This window comes from Dysgonomonas sp. 521 (assembly GCF_010501055.1).
Taxonomy (GTDB): domain Bacteria; phylum Bacteroidota; class Bacteroidia; order Bacteroidales; family Dysgonomonadaceae; genus Dysgonomonas.
The window spans coordinates 54,274-73,820 of record NZ_QVMO01000039.1; the positions used below are offsets into that span (position 1 = coordinate 54,274).

At 41.5% G+C, this 19,547-nt stretch carries 16 protein-coding genes; 3 read left to right on the forward strand and 13 right to left on the reverse strand.

The features are described 5' to 3' along the window. Window positions 1-384: 384 nt before the first annotated feature. The 6 genes from D0T84_RS12080 to D0T84_RS12105 all read right to left on the reverse strand — a co-directional run bounded on the left by D0T84_RS12080 (window position 385) and on the right by D0T84_RS12105 (window position 7,033). The gene (locus tag D0T84_RS12080) at window positions 385-1,755 is read right to left on the reverse strand and encodes a DUF58 domain-containing protein (protein WP_163308129.1); all 1,371 of its coding nucleotides are present in this window, start codon (window positions 1,753-1,755) and stop codon (window positions 385-387) included. Then, a complete protein-coding gene (locus tag D0T84_RS12085) occupies window positions 1,719-2,693 on the reverse strand; it encodes a MoxR family ATPase (protein ID WP_163308130.1) in 975 nt (324 codons plus the stop codon). The genes D0T84_RS12080 and D0T84_RS12085 overlap by 37 nt, the downstream gene beginning before the upstream one ends. 345 nt (window positions 2,694-3,038) lie before the next feature. Then, on the reverse strand, window positions 3,039-4,442 hold the full coding sequence (locus D0T84_RS12090; RefSeq protein ID WP_163308131.1) for a DUF4350 domain-containing protein: 1,404 nt from the start codon (window positions 4,440-4,442) through the stop codon (window positions 3,039-3,041). Then, a complete protein-coding gene (locus D0T84_RS12095) occupies window positions 4,432-5,178 on the reverse strand; it encodes a hypothetical protein (protein WP_370525503.1) in 747 nt (248 codons plus the stop codon). Before D0T84_RS12095 ends, D0T84_RS12090 begins: the two co-directional genes overlap by 11 nt. A gap of 27 nt (window positions 5,179-5,205) precedes the next feature. Further along, a complete protein-coding gene (locus tag D0T84_RS12100) occupies window positions 5,206-6,084 on the reverse strand; it encodes a hypothetical protein (RefSeq protein WP_163308132.1) in 879 nt (292 codons plus the stop codon). After that, on the reverse strand, window positions 6,044-7,033 hold the full coding sequence (locus D0T84_RS12105; protein ID WP_163308133.1) for a stage II sporulation protein M: 990 nt from the start codon (window positions 7,031-7,033) through the stop codon (window positions 6,044-6,046). Before D0T84_RS12105 ends, D0T84_RS12100 begins: the two co-directional genes overlap by 41 nt. 272 nt (window positions 7,034-7,305) lie before the next feature. Here D0T84_RS12105 and D0T84_RS12110 point away from each other — a divergent pair, with 272 nt between their 5' ends. After that, on the forward strand, window positions 7,306-8,052 hold the full coding sequence (locus tag D0T84_RS12110) for an RDD family protein (RefSeq protein WP_163308134.1): 747 nt from the start codon (window positions 7,306-7,308) through the stop codon (window positions 8,050-8,052). An 18-nt stretch (window positions 8,053-8,070) separates the two neighbouring features. Here D0T84_RS12110 and D0T84_RS12115 read toward each other — a convergent pair whose 3' ends face one another. The 7 genes from D0T84_RS12115 to D0T84_RS12145 form a co-directional block, all read right to left on the reverse strand. Beyond that, a complete protein-coding gene (locus D0T84_RS12115; RefSeq protein ID WP_163308135.1) occupies window positions 8,071-9,159 on the reverse strand; it encodes a TIGR04133 family radical SAM/SPASM protein in 1,089 nt (362 codons plus the stop codon). After that, window positions 9,159-9,659: a radical SAM-associated putative lipoprotein gene (locus tag D0T84_RS12120; RefSeq protein WP_163308136.1), complete on the reverse strand. Its 501-nt coding sequence runs from the start codon at window positions 9,657-9,659 to the stop codon at window positions 9,159-9,161. The genes D0T84_RS12115 and D0T84_RS12120 overlap by 1 nt, the downstream gene beginning before the upstream one ends. 267 nt (window positions 9,660-9,926) lie before the next feature. Then, window positions 9,927-10,400, reverse strand: coding sequence for a radical SAM-associated putative lipoprotein (locus D0T84_RS12125; protein WP_163308137.1), 474 nt, complete (start codon window positions 10,398-10,400; stop codon window positions 9,927-9,929). 423 nt (window positions 10,401-10,823) lie between these two features. Further along, complete coding sequence (locus tag D0T84_RS12130) at window positions 10,824-12,329, reverse strand: polysaccharide deacetylase family protein (RefSeq protein ID WP_163308138.1); 1,506 nt, start codon at window positions 12,327-12,329, stop codon at window positions 10,824-10,826. Between the two features lie 95 nt (window positions 12,330-12,424). Next, window positions 12,425-13,687, reverse strand: a complete 1,263-nt coding sequence (locus D0T84_RS12135) for a glycosyltransferase (RefSeq protein ID WP_163308139.1) — start codon at window positions 13,685-13,687, stop codon at window positions 12,425-12,427. Between the two features lie 388 nt (window positions 13,688-14,075). After that, window positions 14,076-14,216 carry a hypothetical protein gene (locus D0T84_RS12140; protein WP_163308140.1) on the reverse strand — a complete coding sequence of 47 codons (141 nt, stop codon included), beginning with the start codon at window positions 14,214-14,216 and terminating at the stop codon, window positions 14,076-14,078. A gap of 16 nt (window positions 14,217-14,232) precedes the next feature. Next, window positions 14,233-16,206, reverse strand: a complete 1,974-nt coding sequence (locus D0T84_RS12145; protein ID WP_163308141.1) for a glycogen debranching enzyme N-terminal domain-containing protein — start codon at window positions 16,204-16,206, stop codon at window positions 14,233-14,235. A 729-nt stretch (window positions 16,207-16,935) separates the two neighbouring features. Between D0T84_RS12145 and lgt the strand changes: the two genes are divergently transcribed. Further along, a complete protein-coding gene (gene lgt, locus D0T84_RS12150) occupies window positions 16,936-17,790 on the forward strand; it encodes a prolipoprotein diacylglyceryl transferase (protein WP_163308142.1) in 855 nt (284 codons plus the stop codon). Between the two features lie 124 nt (window positions 17,791-17,914). Then, on the forward strand, window positions 17,915-19,117 hold the full coding sequence (locus tag D0T84_RS12155) for an FprA family A-type flavoprotein (protein WP_163308143.1): 1,203 nt from the start codon (window positions 17,915-17,917) through the stop codon (window positions 19,115-19,117). Window positions 19,118-19,547 lie beyond the last annotated feature (430 nt).

The following is a 19,547-nucleotide window of genomic DNA, read 5'->3' on the forward strand; positions in this document are numbered from 1 at the left end:
TGCAAATCAGGCGTCAGCCAGCGCCGTTAGCAAGCGTACGGGGTACCCACCCGGTGCAGGCGGCGTAGAATGAAGTGCGGGCGCTTTTAAGCATCGTCTGCCAATTATTGCAATGATGAATCTTTCATCACTTCATTCAGCCGGCAAGCCGATGGTGGGTCGTACGGCGAAGCGGGGCGCAATGCTTTTTTGCTTACTTTTGGAGCTTCGGCCAAAAGTAAGGCAAGCAATCTGCGATTGCGCGCAGAATAAAAAATGAAAGAACATATAATTTAAACAAAAGCAAATACTGATCCGCAACCCCCTTGCGATCCATTTTCTTTTTTTAGGGGATCCCGTGTCAAGCATAGGATGACAGGCTTTATTTTTCTTTATCCATACTCATTATATCAAGCCCCTTGCCTTAAACTCAAGATACTTATTAATAGAATCTATCGTCAGGTTTTCAGGTTTGGAGAGTATCGTATAAATTCCGTAACGGTTCAGTTCTTTTACAATCAGGTGTTTATCGTTCCACAACTTTTCAGCCATACCTTTCCTGAATGTTTCTTCCAGATTGGCCGGAGTAGCCTCCAGTACCTCGTTAAATTCCGAATTAAGAAAGAAAGCAACCAGAATCAGATGGTCTTTTGCCATGTGGCTCAGGTATTTCAATTGGCGGCGCATACCATTTACCGTCTCAAAGTTTGTGTACAGAATGATAAGGCTGCGCTGAGACAGCTTACGGCGGACAGTAGCATACAACCGTTCGTAGTCGGATTCTTTAAAATCCGTCTCCTGAGCGTATAACGTTTCCAATATTTTCACACGCTGGCGGCGTTGCCTGTCGGCAGGCAGTATTTCATCTATATCCCGCGAAAAAGTGATCAATCCGGCTCTATCTCCCTTATTCAGCGCCGTGGTACACACCATCAGCGTAGAATTGATCGCATAATCCAGCAACGTCATACCGTTGAAAGGCATTTTCATCGTACGCCCCTTATCAATCAGACAATACACAGGTTGCGACTTTTCTTCCTGATATGTATTTACCATCAGTTGATTCATACGCGCGGTAGCCTTATAATTGATTGTGCGGGGGTCATCTCCCAGAACGTAATGCTTGATATGGTCGAATTCCGTAGCATGTCCTATACGCCTGATTTTTTTAACTCCATAATCGGTAAGGCGATGCGATGCTGCCAGCAACTCATATTTATGCATTTCGAGGAAGGACGGGTATACGGCAACATCCCTGCCTTCTTCTTCGAAGATATAGCGGCGTGTTACCAGTCCCAGCAGTCCGGCCGCATAAATGTTTATAGCGCCAAACCGGTATAAACCTCTTTCTGTAGGCCGGAGGTCATAATAAAGCGCTTCCGATTTGTTCACACCCAATGAAGTTTTAAAGACTAAATCCCTCTTCTGGAACTGGAAAGGTACTTCTTCTACAACTGTTATCCCCACCCTGAACGGATACTTATTTGTAATGGATAATGAGATCGTGTTCATATCTCCGTTCGACAGCCTTTCGGGGCAGTTCCTGAATGCCTGCAATCCTTTCTTTTGCCTGTACAGGGAAAAGATATCCAGCAGTAAAAATACGGCCAGAACGCCTGATGCGACAACCATTACAAAAAGGAAGTTATCGAAAATATAGCACGCAAAGAACCCTAACACACATAAGGCCAGTGTGAAGAAAAAACGGTTTGAAAGATATAATGTCTTAAAAAAACGTCTTACCGGGGAACCTCCGCTTTGTCTATTAGTTGGCATATGATTGTGTCGGCAGATGTACCGTCCATTTCTTTTTCGGGTGTTAATAATATTCTGTGCCTTAGTACAGGAACAGCTACTTCCTTAATATCGTCAGGCGTGATAAAGTCGCGCCCTCTGATGGCTGCCATAGCTTTCGACGCATTCAGTATGGCTAACGACGCACGCGGAGAAGCACCTAAGGTAATCCACGGGCTCTGGCGCGTAGCAGCTACAATCTGGGCTATATACTCCAGTAACTGATGCTCTACAAGCACTTTTTCGACAGCCTTACGCAGGCTGTTCAGCTTCTCGGCGGTAAGCACTGGGCGTATACCTATTTCAGAAGACAATTCCCCACGGTTTTGCCTGTCCAGTATATTTATCTCGTCTACGATGTTCGGATAGTCGACCACTATCTTGAACAGGAAACGGTCGAGCTGCGCCTCTGGCAAACGGTATGTGCCCTCCTGCTCTATCGGGTTCTGGGTAGCCATTACAAGGAACGGATAAGTCATTTTATGTGTTACCCCGTCATTCGTTACCTGACGTTCTTCCATTACCTCAAACAGTGCCGCCTGAGTCTTTGCCGGAGAACGGTTTATCTCGTCTATAAGCACTATATTGGAAAAGATTGGTCCTTTCTTAAATTCAAATTTTCCCGAACCGGGCAAAAAGATGCTTGTACCCAGCACGTCCGATGGCATAAGGTCGGGTGTAAACTGTATACGGCTGAAAGCGACGTCTATAGTTTTGGCAAGGAGTTTTGCCGATAAAGTCTTAGCCACTCCGGGAACGCCTTCTACCAGCACATGCCCGTTTGCCAGAATAGCAATAATCATCTGCTCTATAAGCTGGTGCTGCCCTACAACGACGCGTCCTATTTCGTTTTTTATTTCTTGAACACTTCGGCTCAATTCAGAGAAATCTATTCTCGACTGGAAATCTAAATCTGACATATATATTCAATTTAAGGTCGCAGACCTATTTATTATTTTATTATGTATTAATACCAATCAGGAGTTGAATGTGCTATTTTGTCCCTTTAGGGACTGAATGTTAGTAGAAAGAAGCTTTAATCAGTCGATTGTGTGCCGTCAGGTACGCAATATGTACAGAATGATTCACGTTTTGTACCTGACGGCACAAAAAAACGAATTTTATTCATGTTTCTACCAATATGATGTGCCTAACGGCACATTTTAACCCCTGATTCGCATTATTAAGTTATTTATAGAAAATAATGACGTATTTAGGACAATAAATATTATTCATTACTTAATACAGCCATTTAAACCGTTATATTATTTACTTTTCACTTTCCTGTAAAACTCTTCCAACAGGTTATTATACTTCAGGAATGCTTCATTAGGCGCATACGGCAATATTTCCATATCCCTGTAAAGTATGAAAAGGTTGTTTAGTTTTCCCCTCTCCACTCCCGATTTTGCGCTTAATACATCCAGAAATTCATCATTGATATTCTCTGTTTGCATATAATAGTGCTTCCTTATATAGTCGAGGAAGTAAGCATGCCTTTTTTCGACTATTGTCCTGAAATCTTTCTTACGGTAATACAAATTACTGATGGTGCCCAGAAATTCCAATGATGAATTTACAGGCGGATTTATAACAGGAATTATCCGCTGGGTACGCTTTGCACGGAAAATCATAAATAAGAGCAGCCCTCCCAGTATCAGGTATAAAGCTATACGCAGTGGCGGATACTTGAGCATCGCGCGGAATATACTGTCACTGTCGTCTACCGCACCCTGTTTCTGGTACTCGTCCCAGATAATTTTGCTGTTCTGCGGCAGATAAGACAAACACCTGAAAGCAAAATCGTATTTATTTGTCTGCAACAGATTGACATTGGCAAAAGCCGAAGGAACTGTGTGCAGATAGATATGCCCCTTGCCATACTGTACTTCAACAAATACCGTGTCGTTCTTACTATTGAATGCTAAAGGACGTACTTTCAACTTACAACTATCCGTATTCAACCTCGCCTCACCGGATATTCCCGTAAAGTTGTATTTACGATCAGGGAAGTCTGCCAGGGAATATACCGTATCTGCTTCGAAATATGTTCTCTTTACTTTTATCTTCAACGTATCCAGTAAATTAGAGGAGAAACTCTCGGACGAGATAAACAGGTTGTTACCAAGACCCACAAAGTCGAGCATATACTGTAAATCGACCTTATCCAGCGAAAATTTGGTATTAACAAACAGATAGGCTGTTGTATCTATAGCCGCATCTATATCCCTGTACCATCCGGTAGGATCATCAAAAGTATTTGCATCCACATCTGTTGTAGTACCGGCTTCTGACGTTATATTCTCCGAAATGGTATCGGCTTCATCATAATCATAATCATCATCTTCTTCATAATAGTCGCCGTAGTCGTCATTGTTTTCATAATAACCGGAACCATAAGAATCGGGAACTTCTTCATACGAGAAATGCTCTTCCATATCCTTTTTCAGGTTGTTGTATATCGGCCTGCGGGTAGAGCGTATATTTTTCTTGCTAAAAACATCCCCTAAAAGTTCGTATACAATGTATGTACCATACGGGGCTGTCTTTGTATTAATGAATGTAGGACGCCAGTCTACAGCCTTCGGTGCTTTGGTCTGAGCGTATGATAATCCAACCAGTAAAAGGATAATCACTGCTATTATAACAATCAGTTTCTTATCTTTCATAGCTTATCATTTTATTGAGTTCGTCCATACGCCGGTTTATATCCGAAAACCGTGATTCGTCCAGCTGGAATTCGCCATACCATACATAATCGAATATAAGGGTGGTTTCCATGAACTTAGAGCGCAGCGCTTCACTCTGTATCTCATACTGGTAACTATAGTTGGTCTTATAGTTACTCCATTCTATAATGTCCCTGTCGGACATCTGTTTCAGATTTTTCAGATATAGAAAACGTACGGCCAAACGGTAGTCTTTATTCTTCAATGCATTGGCTATCAATACATCAAAATTCATTTCGTGCACATTTTCGCTATAGATGTCTATTTCAGGCTTATCCAGTTCCTTTTTGCCTAATAATGTCCTGTAATCGACCCCAAGTAATTTAAGAACGATCAGGCATACTATCACAACAATGATAATGACAACGACCACACTGAGCACACCTGACTTTGCCGCTGTACCAAACAGCCTGTTGAGAAAATCATTGATGGCCATCATCAGTTTATCCCACCATGAAAGGCTCCTTTCTTCTCTTTTATACTGAAATCTGGGATCTTTCTGAAACTTCTCTATCTTACTCTGATCGGGAATACGGGCTTCAACCCGCTCCTGAACTGCTACAGGATTGATTGCCTCTACCGAATCAGACTGTGCGGAAACAGTGGCGCTAAAACAGACTAAGAGCATTATGATAATGCTCTTAAATATCTGTATATATTTTTTATATTCTGTCACCCTAAGGGATGTATTGAAATATTAGTGTTAATACCATTTATCCTGTACTTCCTGATCGGTACCTATCGTATCTATCTCATCTGTCATGTCGATTCCATCGAGCTGGCTTCTGTAGCTGAAATACATAATACCCAGCACAATTGAGATTGCCGGATTCAACAAGAAACGGGCTACATAACTCAGAGAAGATGTAAGATAAATATACAGGTCGCTTTTAAGGAAATCGATATCAAATATGGCACCAATCATTGTTCCGTAAACAGGAAGTGTAAACACAAAGCTAATAGCGCTTATGATGAAAGAGAAAACAAGAACCATCCCTAAGGAAACCCACCAATGATGGCGAACCAGATCGACACTGCGCTGAAATGTTTCTACCAATCCCTTACCTTCGATAATATAGACATAGAAATACAAGCAAAGATATACTCCTATAATAATGCCGGGAATAAAGCATAGCACTGTACCCACTGAAACCAATATACCATAAACGATAGAATAGCCCAACAAAGGAAGTACTACCTGTTTCATCTTATCCCATACAGCTTTGCTATCCACTTTCCCATCTTTCGATTCGGCATACAGTGCCAAATAGCAAATAGGATAAAGAGACATCAGGTAAGAGGCGATCATTATAAGGAAAAAGCCCAGAAAGAACTGCCAGTCGAACATCTGTGCGAAAAGCGCATACGGGTCGTTGTACATTTCCATATCTTCCATACCTCCAAGCGTAGACATGGACAGGATATTCATAAAGAAATAAATGGCGATAAGCAGTATTGGCACAAAGACCAATAAGCTTTTTATTATTGTACCATAATTCCGTTTGATAAACGTGATAGACGTATCAAAAATCCCGCTGAAATCACGACTTTGATATAACTTGATCTTCTGTTGCTGTTCCATTTAATTTTTTATTTAAGCGATAAGGATAATAAATAAAGTACCATATAATAAATAAGGCCGATAAACCTATTATAGTCAGGTTAAAGTAGACCGGCATTTCGGTCAAGCGCGTAAGGTAACTTTCGATAAAAGCAGCCGTTATAAAAACAGGAATCAATGCCACAACTATCTTTACCGCATCTTTTGCAGAGCGTTGCAACGATGCAAGGCGGCTGTATGTACCCGGAAACAGAAGGCTGTTGCCCAGTATCATACCCGCTCCCCCGGCTATTATGATTGCCGATATCTCCAATGTGCCGTGCAACCAGATAGAGATAGCGGATGTAAACAACAAGCCTTTCTTGAAAAAGAAATACTGGAAAACACCCAGCATCACGCCATTGGAGAAAAGGATATAAACAGTTCCTACAGAGAACATAATCCCCATGATAAACGCGTAAAATGCCACCCAGATATTATTGGTAGCAATACCGAAAAGCATGGGCGCCTCATCAGAACTTTTATAAATAGCCATAGGGTCGCCGCTCTCTATATTCTCCAAGGTCTGGTTTACATAGCCGGGACCAAGAATAAGGCTTGCAAAACCGGACTCCTGCTCTAATGAGAATATACCAAGCAATACACCGGCAAACATAGCTAAAAAAGAATATAGCATATATTTACGGTATTTGTACATAATCAAAGGCACCTCTTCTTTCCAGAAGCGGAAGAAACGTCCTTTCTCTTTTTTACGGTATTGGTATATGTTGATAAAATAGCGTCCGGCCAATTGATTGAGATACCTCACAGTCTGCGACCTCGGGTAAAATGTCCGCGCGTAAGATAAATCATCGGTCAGTTCGATGAAATTATCCGCTAAAGTTTCAGCTGGAATATCTCTTCCTTTCGTTTGGATATCAATTTGCTGCCACTTATCTCTATTTTGCTTAACAAATGCGGCTTCTCTCATCAACCAACAAGTTTGTATTATTTTGCTTTATTTCTGATTATTCTATTCAAATTATAGTGAAAGCCAAGCGCAACTAAACTTACTTGAGTTTGCCGAGGCGCATCCTATATTCTACAAATATAGCGAAAGCCGAGTGCAATCAAGCTCGCTTGAAATTGCCGAGGCGCATCCTATATTCTACAAATATAGTTCTTTGCCTAAAAAGAATGAAAAATTTATGCTAATAATCGTCTAAAAAATTTAAATTTGCCTTTCAATTCTTTTTTACAATCATGATTATAGAAGTTCAAACAACTCAAAACGTTACGATTGACTACGAAACAGCCGGTGTGGGCTATCGATTACTAGCCTATTTTCTCGATTGGGTTGTTATTTTCGCCTGGTATTTAGGATGGATCGGTATTATATCCATTTTTTCGGAGGCCGGGCTTTGGTCTGCTTTCGACGGAAACGGCATTATGATATTCCTTATCATTATAATAGCATTCCCTATCTTGTTTTACGACCTGCTCTTCGAGACGTTAAATCATGGCCAGAGTATCGGTAAAATGATAGTAAAGATAAGGGTTGTCAATGTAGACGGCACAGCGCCTTCCGGTACTTCTTACCTGTTGCGCTGGCTTTTCCGTATAGTCGACTTTTCCATGACTGAAGGGTTTCTGGCTGTGATTATGATAGCCACTACAAAGAAATCGCAACGACTGGGAGATTACATTGCAGGAACTACAGTTATAGACCTTAGGCTGAATGCCCGGAATAAGGAATTGAAGTTGTCCGACCTCGATTTCCACGAAGACTACAAAGTCACTTACAGAGATGTACTGGACAGGTTGTCCGACAGGGATATCCAGACCATTACGTCTATCATCGATGACAACCGGATGCAGTATAACGAATACTTCAACCAAAGGCTTGCCGACAGGATAAAGTCAATAACAGGCTACGAGTACGACGGGCCCGACAGGGTTTTCCTCCGGAAAGTGGTAAGTGATTATAATTATCTGGCTGTACAGGAATAGGATGAACTAAACCTGTCTTTATTGCTCCTCCCCTTCTTTGATTCTTCTCAGATGGCAGAATAACAGCTTCCCGTTTTCATCACGAAGATGCATTCCGCTTCCTTCGCAATAACGGAAATACCTGCAATCCGCGCACTCATCTTTTTTCGCCCATTCACGGTCTCTGAAAGGCTTGTAACGGCCAGACCAGATATCCCAGAAGCTATCTTCGTAAATATTCCCCTGAATAAAATTGGAACGCAGGTTAGGACAAGCAGAGACAGAACCGTCAACCAGAACCGAACCGATATGAACCCCCGCCCTGCAAAAAAAGAAGTTATCCCTTACGTCCGATTCATAGTCGCCAAGGAATCCTTCGCATCCATAATCAACCTTTATCAAGCCCTCTTTACGGGTGTGCTTTATAAAATCGAATAATTGCTTAAACTGTGCGGGAGGCAGTTGCAGCTCTTTGTGCTCCGATGCCCTGCCAATAGGAAACACCGTAAATATCCGCCACGACTTCACACCTGCACCTATAAGTAGATTCTTCAACTCATCCAGTTGGGGAAAAGTATCTGCCGTGACGCAGGTAACCACGTCAAATATTATACCATTGGTCTTGGCAAGCATAGAAACAGCATTGTACGCCTGCCTGAAACTGTTCTTATTTCCACGTATGGCATTATGTTTTTCTTCGAGCCCGTCAAGGCTTATAGTGATCGACCGCAGCCCGGCTCCAAGAAGGCTCTTTAACCTCTTTTCCGACAGGAACAACCCATTGGAAACCATTCCCCACGGATATTCCCTCTTATAGAGTTCCTGCCCGCAAATTTCCAGATCGTCACGCATCAACGGCTCCCCTCCGGTAATTACAATCATCGTTTCGTGAGGATTGACATGCGGGGTTATATCATCTATAACCTTCAGAAAATCATTTAATGGCATATCCTTCTGGCGCATATCTTTATGGCAATCGCTGCCACAATGCTTACAGGAAAGGTTGCACCTTAAGGTACACTCCCAGAACAGATAGCTAAGATTATGGGTTAAAGCTTCATTTTTCTTATATCTACGGAATAGTTCCAGCCCGATTTTCTTACGTATTGAAATATCTTCTACACCCATTATTCTGCGCTTTTCTTCGGATCAAAGACTACAGTTCCCAGATTCTTGGTTATTTCTCCCTCATACCAACAGTTGTTGTCGCCACTAAAAGTAGGGTTTTCGAACCTTACGGTATCGGTTGTTACACCATAGAAGCTACTCTCAGGACTTTCGGTACCCTCATATCTAATAACAAATTTTTGGTCGGCAGGAAAGTCGTATATAGCGACCCTGAAAGCCCCGTCTGTACTGGTATTTATACTATCGGCATAATGGGTCATATTAGAACCGTCGCCGGACAGATATACATGACCAACGGCTACCTTAAGACCGGAGACCGGTTTATTATTTTTATTTACTACTTTTCCGTCGATTACAAATTTAGCACTCGGAGTACCATACATCGCTACAAAACGACCGCCACAATCATTTCCGCCTTCGCTACTGCAAGATGAGAAACCCAGCAAAACAAGGAGAAATGATAAGATTCGGGAATATACAGATATACATTTAATCTTCATAATAGATAAGTTAACAGTTAATTATTGAGAGCCTGTTTAAATTTTAGCGAAAATTTTTATTATAGGCTCTTGTAATTCATTCTTAGCAACTTTTTTATGCTCTTTCTTAGCGTCTTTTTGGCTCCGCCGATTTTCAATTCCCTTTTTACTCTTGGTTTAGCCCGCTAAACCGGCTAGTAAAAATGATAAAATCCATCTAAAAATAGCTATAAAAAAGATTTGCTATAAAATTTAAACAGGCTCTAAGTATTTAAGCCATTACACGTATTATTCTTCATCCTTTTCAGGTTCAAGAATTACCGCACCCAGGTCTTCTACTGTTTCTCCGGCATACCAACTGTTGCTTCCATTTGTAAAAGAAGGGTCTGCGAACTGTACCGTATCCGTCACTGTTCCAAAGAGGCCATTCTCCTCTTTATCAATATCTTCGTATTTTATTACAAATTTCTGACTGGTAGGAAACTCCTCTACTGAAAGTTTGAATGCCCCATTTTTATCTGTATTTATACTATCAATATAGTATGTCCGTTTTATACCATCCCCTATATCTCCAGCTCTCCCCAAAGCCACTTTCAATCCGCTAACTGCATTGTCTTCTTTATCTACAACTTTCCCCTTCACTATAAATTTCGCATAAGGAGTACCATACTCCGCCGCTCCGTTATCGCATGAAGAGAAACCCAGCAGAACCATAAAAAACGATAAAATCTTAGAATATACAGACAGAGCTTTAATTTTCATTGTTAGTTATATTAGCTACGTTACACATTAAGGTATCTATATATTATGATGCATCTCATCTTTTAATTGTTGCATAGAGGGTAATAATTTTGTTGTTGTATTTTTAATGTAGTGGCGGGGTTTGCCCGTCCGGTATAGATATTATTCGTATAAGGGCAGGCAAACGCCGCCCCTACGATATAAAATAAATAATGCCAACCAGGAGTTGAGGAATGGCTTGAAAAGCCAAATCTTCATAACCGCGGGTCATCGACCTGCGGAAAAAGGATGAGCAATACCAGCTGTCTGAAAGACAGGACATACTGTGTGTCCTGCCGCTTCGGGCAGGTGTTGAGCTGCTTTCAACCCCTGACTCGCATAAATAATGAATTAAAAAATCAAAGCTATAGTATTCAATTGCAAATAAACTCAAATACTTATTCCTTATTTTTTTGTAGCAGGCTTAGCCTTTGTCCCAGCTTTAGCTTTCTGAGGGGTAGCTTTTGGCTTAGCCGGAGTTTTCACCTTAGTTTCAGCAGGCTTTGCCGACGCCTTCGCCTTCGGCGCGGTTGCCGCCTTAACCGTTGGTTCTGCTTTTGCTTTTACAGCCGTTTCTACTTCTTTTTTTGCGGCTACCTTAGGTGTTGGAGCTTTCGCCTTAGGTGCAGCCTTCTTAGCCGCAGCTTCGAGTTGCCTGATGCGGTTTTCCAGTTCATCTATTTCATTGGCCTGATTGTGAATCGTGGTAAGCAAGGCATTCAATTCTTCATTTTCTATCGAACTAGGGAATTCGGAGTCTACCCTCTCCTTAAAGTCACTCAATACATTCATATATGTATTAAAGGCTTCGTATGGCGAAGCATACGGACTGAAAGGCAAGGCGTTTTTAGTCCCCATATAATAGAAGTGGTCGCTTGACTGCAAGTATGTCCAGTCTTGTAATATACGTCTCGATTGGCTCAGACTCACACGCTCTGCTATTTCATACAGTTTATTAAAAGCTTCCTGCTGTAAGGTATTACCCAGCCAGGCCGAAATATCCTTTTCTTCTCCCACCCAGGATATGGGATGCATAGAAGAAATGGAATCGATAGGTTTCATTGTATTAAATATCTCGGACGGAGTTGCAAAACCGATATTATTTTCAGCCGCAAAACGAGGCAACACCCTCATAAAGTCGAAGATACCCGAACTCTTTTTTTGGAAATTGCCCAAGGCTTCGTAGTTCATAAACAGGTTTATTACCTGTTCTTCCTTTGGCGTAGCTGCCACCCACCCGATAAACTTATCGGCGGTAAGGGGATACTCGTTCCAGTTATAGTTAGAAAAACGGGTCGCAATATCATCGCTGAACCTTGCATTACGTAGCAGAAGTTTCAACTTCGGCTGCTCTGCCGCCTGATATAGGTAGTTCGGGCTTTTCCATCCCAGTGTGCGTTTCGCTCCTTCGACCAGAACTCCCGTAAAGCCCATTTCGTAGAGCAGATGTGCGATTTCGTCCGAATAGATTAGTTCCGTATTGCGAAAAACTTTAGGGCGTTGCCCAAAGAGGCTTTCTATCTTGTCGCTATGTTCCTTTACCTGTTTTTTAAATTCTTCGGGATCTACCAGCGAAGCCAGCGAATGCCCCTGGGTTTCTGCCAGAAATTCCACACATCCGGTATCTGCCAGTTCCTTGAATCCGTCTATTACTTCGGGGGTATATATCTCCATCTGATCTAAGGCCACGCCCGAAATGGAGAATGCAACCTTAAATTTTCCGTTATATTCCCTTATCATATCCAGCATCAGCCTGTTGGCCGGGATATATGAAACATCAGCGACCTGCTGCATAAAATCCTCATTGGCAAAGTCGTCATAGTAATAATGATCGCCGCCTATATTAAAGAACTTATATCGTTTTAGCCTGTGTGGCTGATGTATCTGGAAATAAAAACAAATATTTTTCATAATGATATGCCTTATTATATTTCAAGTTTCAAGATTTCAAATTTCAAGATTTTCGTTACACTAAAAAACACATATACACTAACTATTGTTAACTGCTAACTGCTAACTGTTAACTGATTATATATATCCCTTACTTTCTGTCCTGCATATTCCCATTTGATATTGTCTACCTCTTCCTTTCCTTCCCTGCTGAGGAACTCTGCCATAGCATCGTAGGTACAGATAGAATAGATAGCGTCAGCCATGCCTTCTACATCCCAGTAGTCAACCTTTACGGCCTTATCGAGAATCTCCGCGCAACCCGATTGCTTGGATATTATAGTCGGAATACTGCATTGCATCGCTTCGAGCGGGGAGATACCAAACGGCTCGGAAACAGATGGCATCACATATACATCACTCCTTTTGAGCATCTCATATACCTGTTTCCCCTTCAGGAATCCGGTAAAATGGAATTTATCCGACATGCCCCTTTCGGCCACAAGGTAAATCATACGTTCCATCATATCGCCGCTTCCGGCCATCACAAATTGTATATGTTCCGCTTTTTCTAAAACACGGGCGGCAGCTTCTACAAAGTATTCAGGCCCTTTTTGCATCGTAATGCGCCCCAAAAAAGTGACAACCTTATCTTTCCCCTTTTCGGGCTCTATGCCTATTATATCCGCGCTCAACGGTTCCACCGCATTATGCACGGTAGTTACTTTTGCCGGATCCTGATGATATTTTTCAATTACCGTGCGGCGTGTCAGTTCACTCACACAAATAATATGGTCGGCATAATCCATTCCGTTCTTTTCCATCTGGTAAACCTGCGGGTTCACATTTCCGCGGCTACGGTCAAAGTCGGTGGCATGCACATGGATTACCAACGGTTTGCCCAAAACATTTTTGGCATGTATCCCTGCCGGATAGGTAAGCCAGTCATGCGAATGGATAATATCGTAATTATGCGTACGGGCTATGACACCCGCTACTATAGAGTAGTTATTTATCTCCTCAAGAAGGTTATCGGGATAACGCCCCGAAAACTCTATGCACCCTAAATCATTCGTATGCAAATAATTAAAATCGGCATATATATGATCCCGCAGATTATAATATTCCTGAGGATCCATGTATTTCGACAACCGTTCGCTTACGTAATCCCAATAAACATCGCGCCATGCTACCGGAGTATTACATGCCCCGATTATTTTCAGGAAGCTTTGGTCTTCATCGCCCCAAGGCTTGGGTATAACAAAGGTAATATCCATATCAGGCTGTAAGGACATACCCTTAGTCAGTCCGTAACTTGCAGTACCAAGCCCGCCTAATATGTGGGGAGGAAACTCCCATCCAAACATTAATGCTTTCATATTTTAAACAGTTAGCAGTTAGCAGTTAGCAGTAAATAGTTAATCGTAAATAATACTCACAATTCATAACTTACAACCGCTTATAAGATAAAATAGTTATTCCACTCATAATCAACTCATATTTTGTAAAAAGTGACAAAAGTGACACTTTTCAGATTGTTTATACATTGTTACCTTTTTCTTCCATAAGAAGCTATTTACCTGTACTATATAGATAAAATTACAGAAATAAAGTGACACTCTTGCCAGGCAATTTATAATTATAACTCGTTCATTGTATATGACAAAAACATTTTACATATATTTAAAGACTTATTATATTGCCCTTACAGGGCGCGGTTCCTTTGGCTTATTACCTCCCCGGGGTGTTACCCCGGGCTAAAATATATCAGGCTTTCAGCCTGTTCTCTACCGAATGCCCTGAAGGGGCTACATAATCTAGCCCAATGGCAACGCCTTGGGTAAAATAAATCCCCTCTAAAATTGCGCCCTGTAAGGGCAATATAAAGCCGTATCCTATTTTTGTCATGTACTAATATATTGTTTCAATATTCGTTATCGAACGATTTCTGGACATTCAGGGCGCTTATCACTCCGGCAACGTTGATAGCGCTGGATATTTGTCCATGCCCAAAGTAAGGTATGCTACCATCGTACACTGTCGACAGGGAACCTATGCCATCGTTAGACATTTCATCTTCGACCCCGATCAGTAACCGGTCGAGGAACGACAAACCACTCCGCTGGAATATCTTCAGATATGCCTCCTGATACGCCCTTAACAACCAAGGCCATGCCGAACCGTTAAAAGCACTATACACCCTGTCATGCATAGTCCCTTCGCACCTTGGCCTGAAGCCAATACTTTTAGGACTCAGGGAGCGAATACCCTTTGGTGTCAGTAATTCTTTGGTAACAATATCAATTATTGATTTACTTTGCCGCCTGTCCAGCAGCGGATAAGCATTAGAAATAGCCAACAGCATATTAGGCCTTACACTCCAATCCACGAAGTTACCCACAACATAGTCGTACAGATAACCACTATCATTGAGGAAAACATCGAGAAACGAAGTCTTTGTTATTTCGGCAAGCAATCCCATTTTCTTTTCCAACTTGGCATCTTCCAGATTATGGGCTATTTCTTCGTTGAACTTAAGCGAATTGTACCAGAACGCGTTAATCTCCACCAGGCAGCCAGTGCGTGGCGTCGTATAATATCCGTCAGCAGACTTATTGTGCATCCAGCTGGGATGCCCCACCTTATTGTCTACGCTTAACAGACCATTGGTCAAAGGTCTCAGGTTAGGATGGTTGCCCTCTTGTATAAAGGCTACTATCTTGCTAACCAACCCTGCATATTTCAGATAAAAGCGTTCAGGATTGTGCGCAGAAAACTTCTTCAGAGCACGCAATAGCCATAGTAATACATCGGCGTCACTTATATCTTTAAGGAAACCGGTAATGGGCTTCCCTTGCATAAACTGCTCTATTGCCGGAACAGCCGTATCTACAATCTCTTCGAATGCATCTTCTCTTCCTATATCCAGAGTGAGTCCTACTAAAGCCATAAATTGCTCGCGGGCTTTGACTTCTCCCCACGGGTAGCCATTTAGCAAATAAAGCTCGTCTTGGGACGGACGGAAATAAAACTGATGTCCAGAGTTTTTGAGGCAATTAAAAAAAGAGGAACGTGGTGTACGAACCGTTATTCCATTTTCGAAACGATCCAGCAGGTTACTGGTATCAGCATGCACGTCACTGGCCGAAAAGATTATAGATTCTCCCTTCGTGATAGGAAGTTCGAAATATCCCGGTACATACAGGTCTTCTTTATAAGGCAAGCCCTGATTCATATCCTGTATGTACTCTACCCCCTTGTACCATCCGGGTTCGAATACGAAGTCTACAGGCTTACTAAATTGCATAAACAATTCAGGATAACCGCTATACATGCACATGCTTATACCGTTCTCCACCTCTTTATATCCCTGTTCGGCGATGGGGTTTTCCTCGGTCAGCTCATTTATATCGCGGAATGCCAGAAAGGGTTTGAAGCGCATTGTTGTAGGCGAATGCGCGTCTATCAATGTATACCGGATAAAGATCGTATTATCTATCAGGGAGAACATCTTCTCCTTGGACAGGATAACGCCTCCTACCCTGTATATCGTACGCGGAAGCGAATCGCAATCGAATTCGCGTATATACTTATGCCCCATCGGGCTGTAATTATTGCCGTCGTACTTGTGTATACCCAAATTAAAATCGGCGCCATGTTGTATCACTGTCTCGTCAAAAGAAGAAAGCAATACATGGTTTGTATTTCCCAGCTGTGGCACAGGCAGCACAAGCAAACCATGCTGTTTGCGTGTATTGCATTCTACCAAGGTTGTACAATGATATGCGCCTCTACGGTTTGTTCTTAGAATTTCCCGGTTAAGGGAATATTCCAGATTTACCATCCTGGATTTATCAAATTTGAGGTAAGCATTTGTTTTTTTGTAACTATAATCCATATAAAACTAGCAAATTTTCTATTTTAATATACTTATATATAACACAAATAGGTACATAGATGTTCCCTATAACCCGATTTCCGTTTTAAAGATAGTAAAATGTTAATAAATTCGGGTTATGTGTAATGATGTTTATTAACATAAAGGTTTTTCTTACATTTTGTAACTTTTTATTATCTATGCGAATCAGGGGTTGGATACAGCAGGTTTATCTTGCGCGTATTTTGTTCCGAAGGAACTGAACACTGATAACCACGGGTAAAACCCGTGGCAGAGACTAACTAAAAAAAAGTATGTCTCCGTAGGAGGCAAATAGCAAAATCAATGGTATTCGCCTCCTACGGAGACGGTTTTTACCTGCCTGCTTTTTCCACGGGTTTTACCCGCGGTTATTCATATTAGCCCGCTTCGCGGACTTAGAACCTTGATTGTAAAACAGGAGATTAATTTACAACAATAAATACTTCAACCTATGATTCGTGTTATTTAGAACTATTTTACATAACATTAAATCAAAGAAAAAGACAATAATAAACTAACAATAAATATTTTACATCAGATTTACATTAAAATGCAATTCGAACTTATTCGGCCAAAGTATCTCTATTGCTAAGTATTTTTATATATTTGTACTCCGAAAAAAGGGTACATCACAAATTTAGAATAAATAGCAGAATTATTGCTGCATTATATAACAACAAACAGGTCTGAGACCTTAAATATAAATATATGCTTTCATTTATTACCTGGAATGTAGATCCCGAAGCGTTTGCGATATTCGGCCGCGAAATACGCTGGTATGGTATCCTTTGGGCCACTGGAGTGTTGTGTACAACAATGGTTGTACAGCGAATGTATAAATCGGAAAAACTCCCCGAAAAATGGTTCGACTCCCTGTTTATTTATGTCCTTACCGGCCTTATTATCGGCGCGCGTCTAGGGCATTGCCTGTTCTACGACCCTGCATATTATCTGTCAAACCCGCTAAAGATGCTGATGGTATGGGAAGGGGGACTGTCTAGCCATGGAGGGGCTATAGGTATGACAATCGGTATATGGCTCTACTCGAAAAGAGTATCGAAGAAGAGTATTATATGGGGGCTCGACCGCCTTATTGTAGGTGTAGCCATTGGTGCAGCTTTTATCCGTATGGGTAACCTGATGAACTCGGAGATATACGGAGGGCCAACGACAATGCCTTGGGGATTTAACTTCGTACGCGACACGCACTGGCATTATCCTATAGCCAATGGAGGTTCGGGCGAACTGCCATGCCACCCTACTCAAATATATGAGGCGCTTATATACTTGTCTATATTTGCATTATCGCTATACCTGTTTTATAAAACAGATGCAAAAAACAAACAGGGCCTGATACTGGGTATCTCACTGATCGGGATATTCTTATCCAGATTCTTTATAGAGTTCATCAAAAATATTCAGGAGCCATTCGAAGTAAACATGATAGCTACTTATGGCATAAATATGGGGCAGCTACTCAGCATACCGTTTGTAATATGGGGTATATGGCTGGTTTGGAACGCCTTAAGGAAAAAGGAAACAATAAAACAAAATAGAAAGTAAGAAGAAGGTCTTATACTGCTTCGTTACTTTTATAAGCATAACTACAAACATTGTTCGCCGAAACGTAGGCGGGCAATAAGAAGTTAAGCGTTGAAAATGTATCATTAAATATTTTCTTATACTTATGTTGAAACCAATCCCCTTAAAAGAAGATCTGTATTATATCGGGGTAAATGATCGTACTAAACACCTTTTTGAAAACTTGTGGCCTTTGCCTAAAGGTGTGTCTTACAATTCATATCTGATTAAGGACGAGAAAACGGCCTTATTCGATACTGTGGATATATGCTACTCCGACATTTTTTTTCACAAACTGGAGATCGCATTGGAAGGTAAATCTCTCGACTATGTAATTATCAATCACATGGAACCCGACCATTCCGGTTCGCTGGGGTTACTACGGAACAGGTTTCCCAATGTACAAATCGTAGGGAATAAACGTACCGCCGACATGGTACAGGGATTCTTTGGAATTACCGACGGAGTAAAAGTCATCGATGACGGGGAAGAGTTATCCTTAGGGAAACACAATCTGGTCTTTCATCTGACACCGATGGTACACTGGCCGGAAACCATGATGACCTATGATACATATTATAAGATTATCTTTTCAGGCGATGCTTTCGGGACATTTGGGACTCTGGATGGTGGTATTACCGATGCGCAGTTGCATCCTGAACGTTATTATGACGAAATGATCCGTTACTACTCCAACGTTGTTGGTAAATTCGGTTCTCCTGTGCAAAAGGCATTGGAAAAGCTCAAATCCCTCGATATAAAATATATATGCTCAACTCACGGGCCTGTATGGACTTTGGACGAGCAAATACAGAAAGTGATAGGTATATATGACAAGCTCAGCCGCTACGAGGGCGATGAAGGTGTCGTTATAGCTTACGGCAGCATGTACGGCAATACTGAACAGATGGCCGAGACGGTGGCTTACGAACTGGCACAACAAGGTATACGGGAAGTGATATTACATAATGTATCCAAACGCTCGCATTCGTACATTATCCGCGATATATTCAAATATAAAGGGCTGATAGTGGGCTCGCCTACATACAATAATAAATTGTTTCCGGAAGTGGAATACCTGCTCTCGAAAATTGAAGGACGGGATATGAAACACCGCTACTTCGGTTATTTCGGTTCATTCACATGGGCTGGCGCCGCGGTAAAACGTTTAGCGCAATTTGCCCTTGATACTAAATTTGAGGTTATAGGCGATCCGGTAGAGATGCGGCAGGCTATGCGCACAGATTCGTATGATGCATGTATTTCCTTAGGGAAGGCTATGGCAGACAGATTGAAACTGGACAAATAAATAGAACAAGCCTTAAAAAAAATGAAGAATGAATTGGGATTCAGTAACTGTTTAAATTTTATTCGTTCAAATTTTTAGAGATGTTTTAGAGATGTTTTTTTCTTTCTTGAAACGATAATAGCGGGCTATTTGAGTTGAGAGAAAGGAAAAAACAGCCGAAAACAGCCTAAAAATGAACGAAGAAAAAGGTATAATAAAATATTCATATAAAATTTAAACAGTTACTCATTCTTCATCAATACTGTCCTAAATAAAAATAGCATTTCCAAATGCCGGCTTGCAAATATGTTCAGGCGATGGTTCAGCTATATTCTGGAAAAAGGACCCCCTGCCGATATTCGGGAGCTGGTTCAGGAGGTTCAAGGAATGGATTGTCGAGCCAGTACTGCAAATCTATCTTTACGTACAGATTGAGCCTGATGAAAGCAAC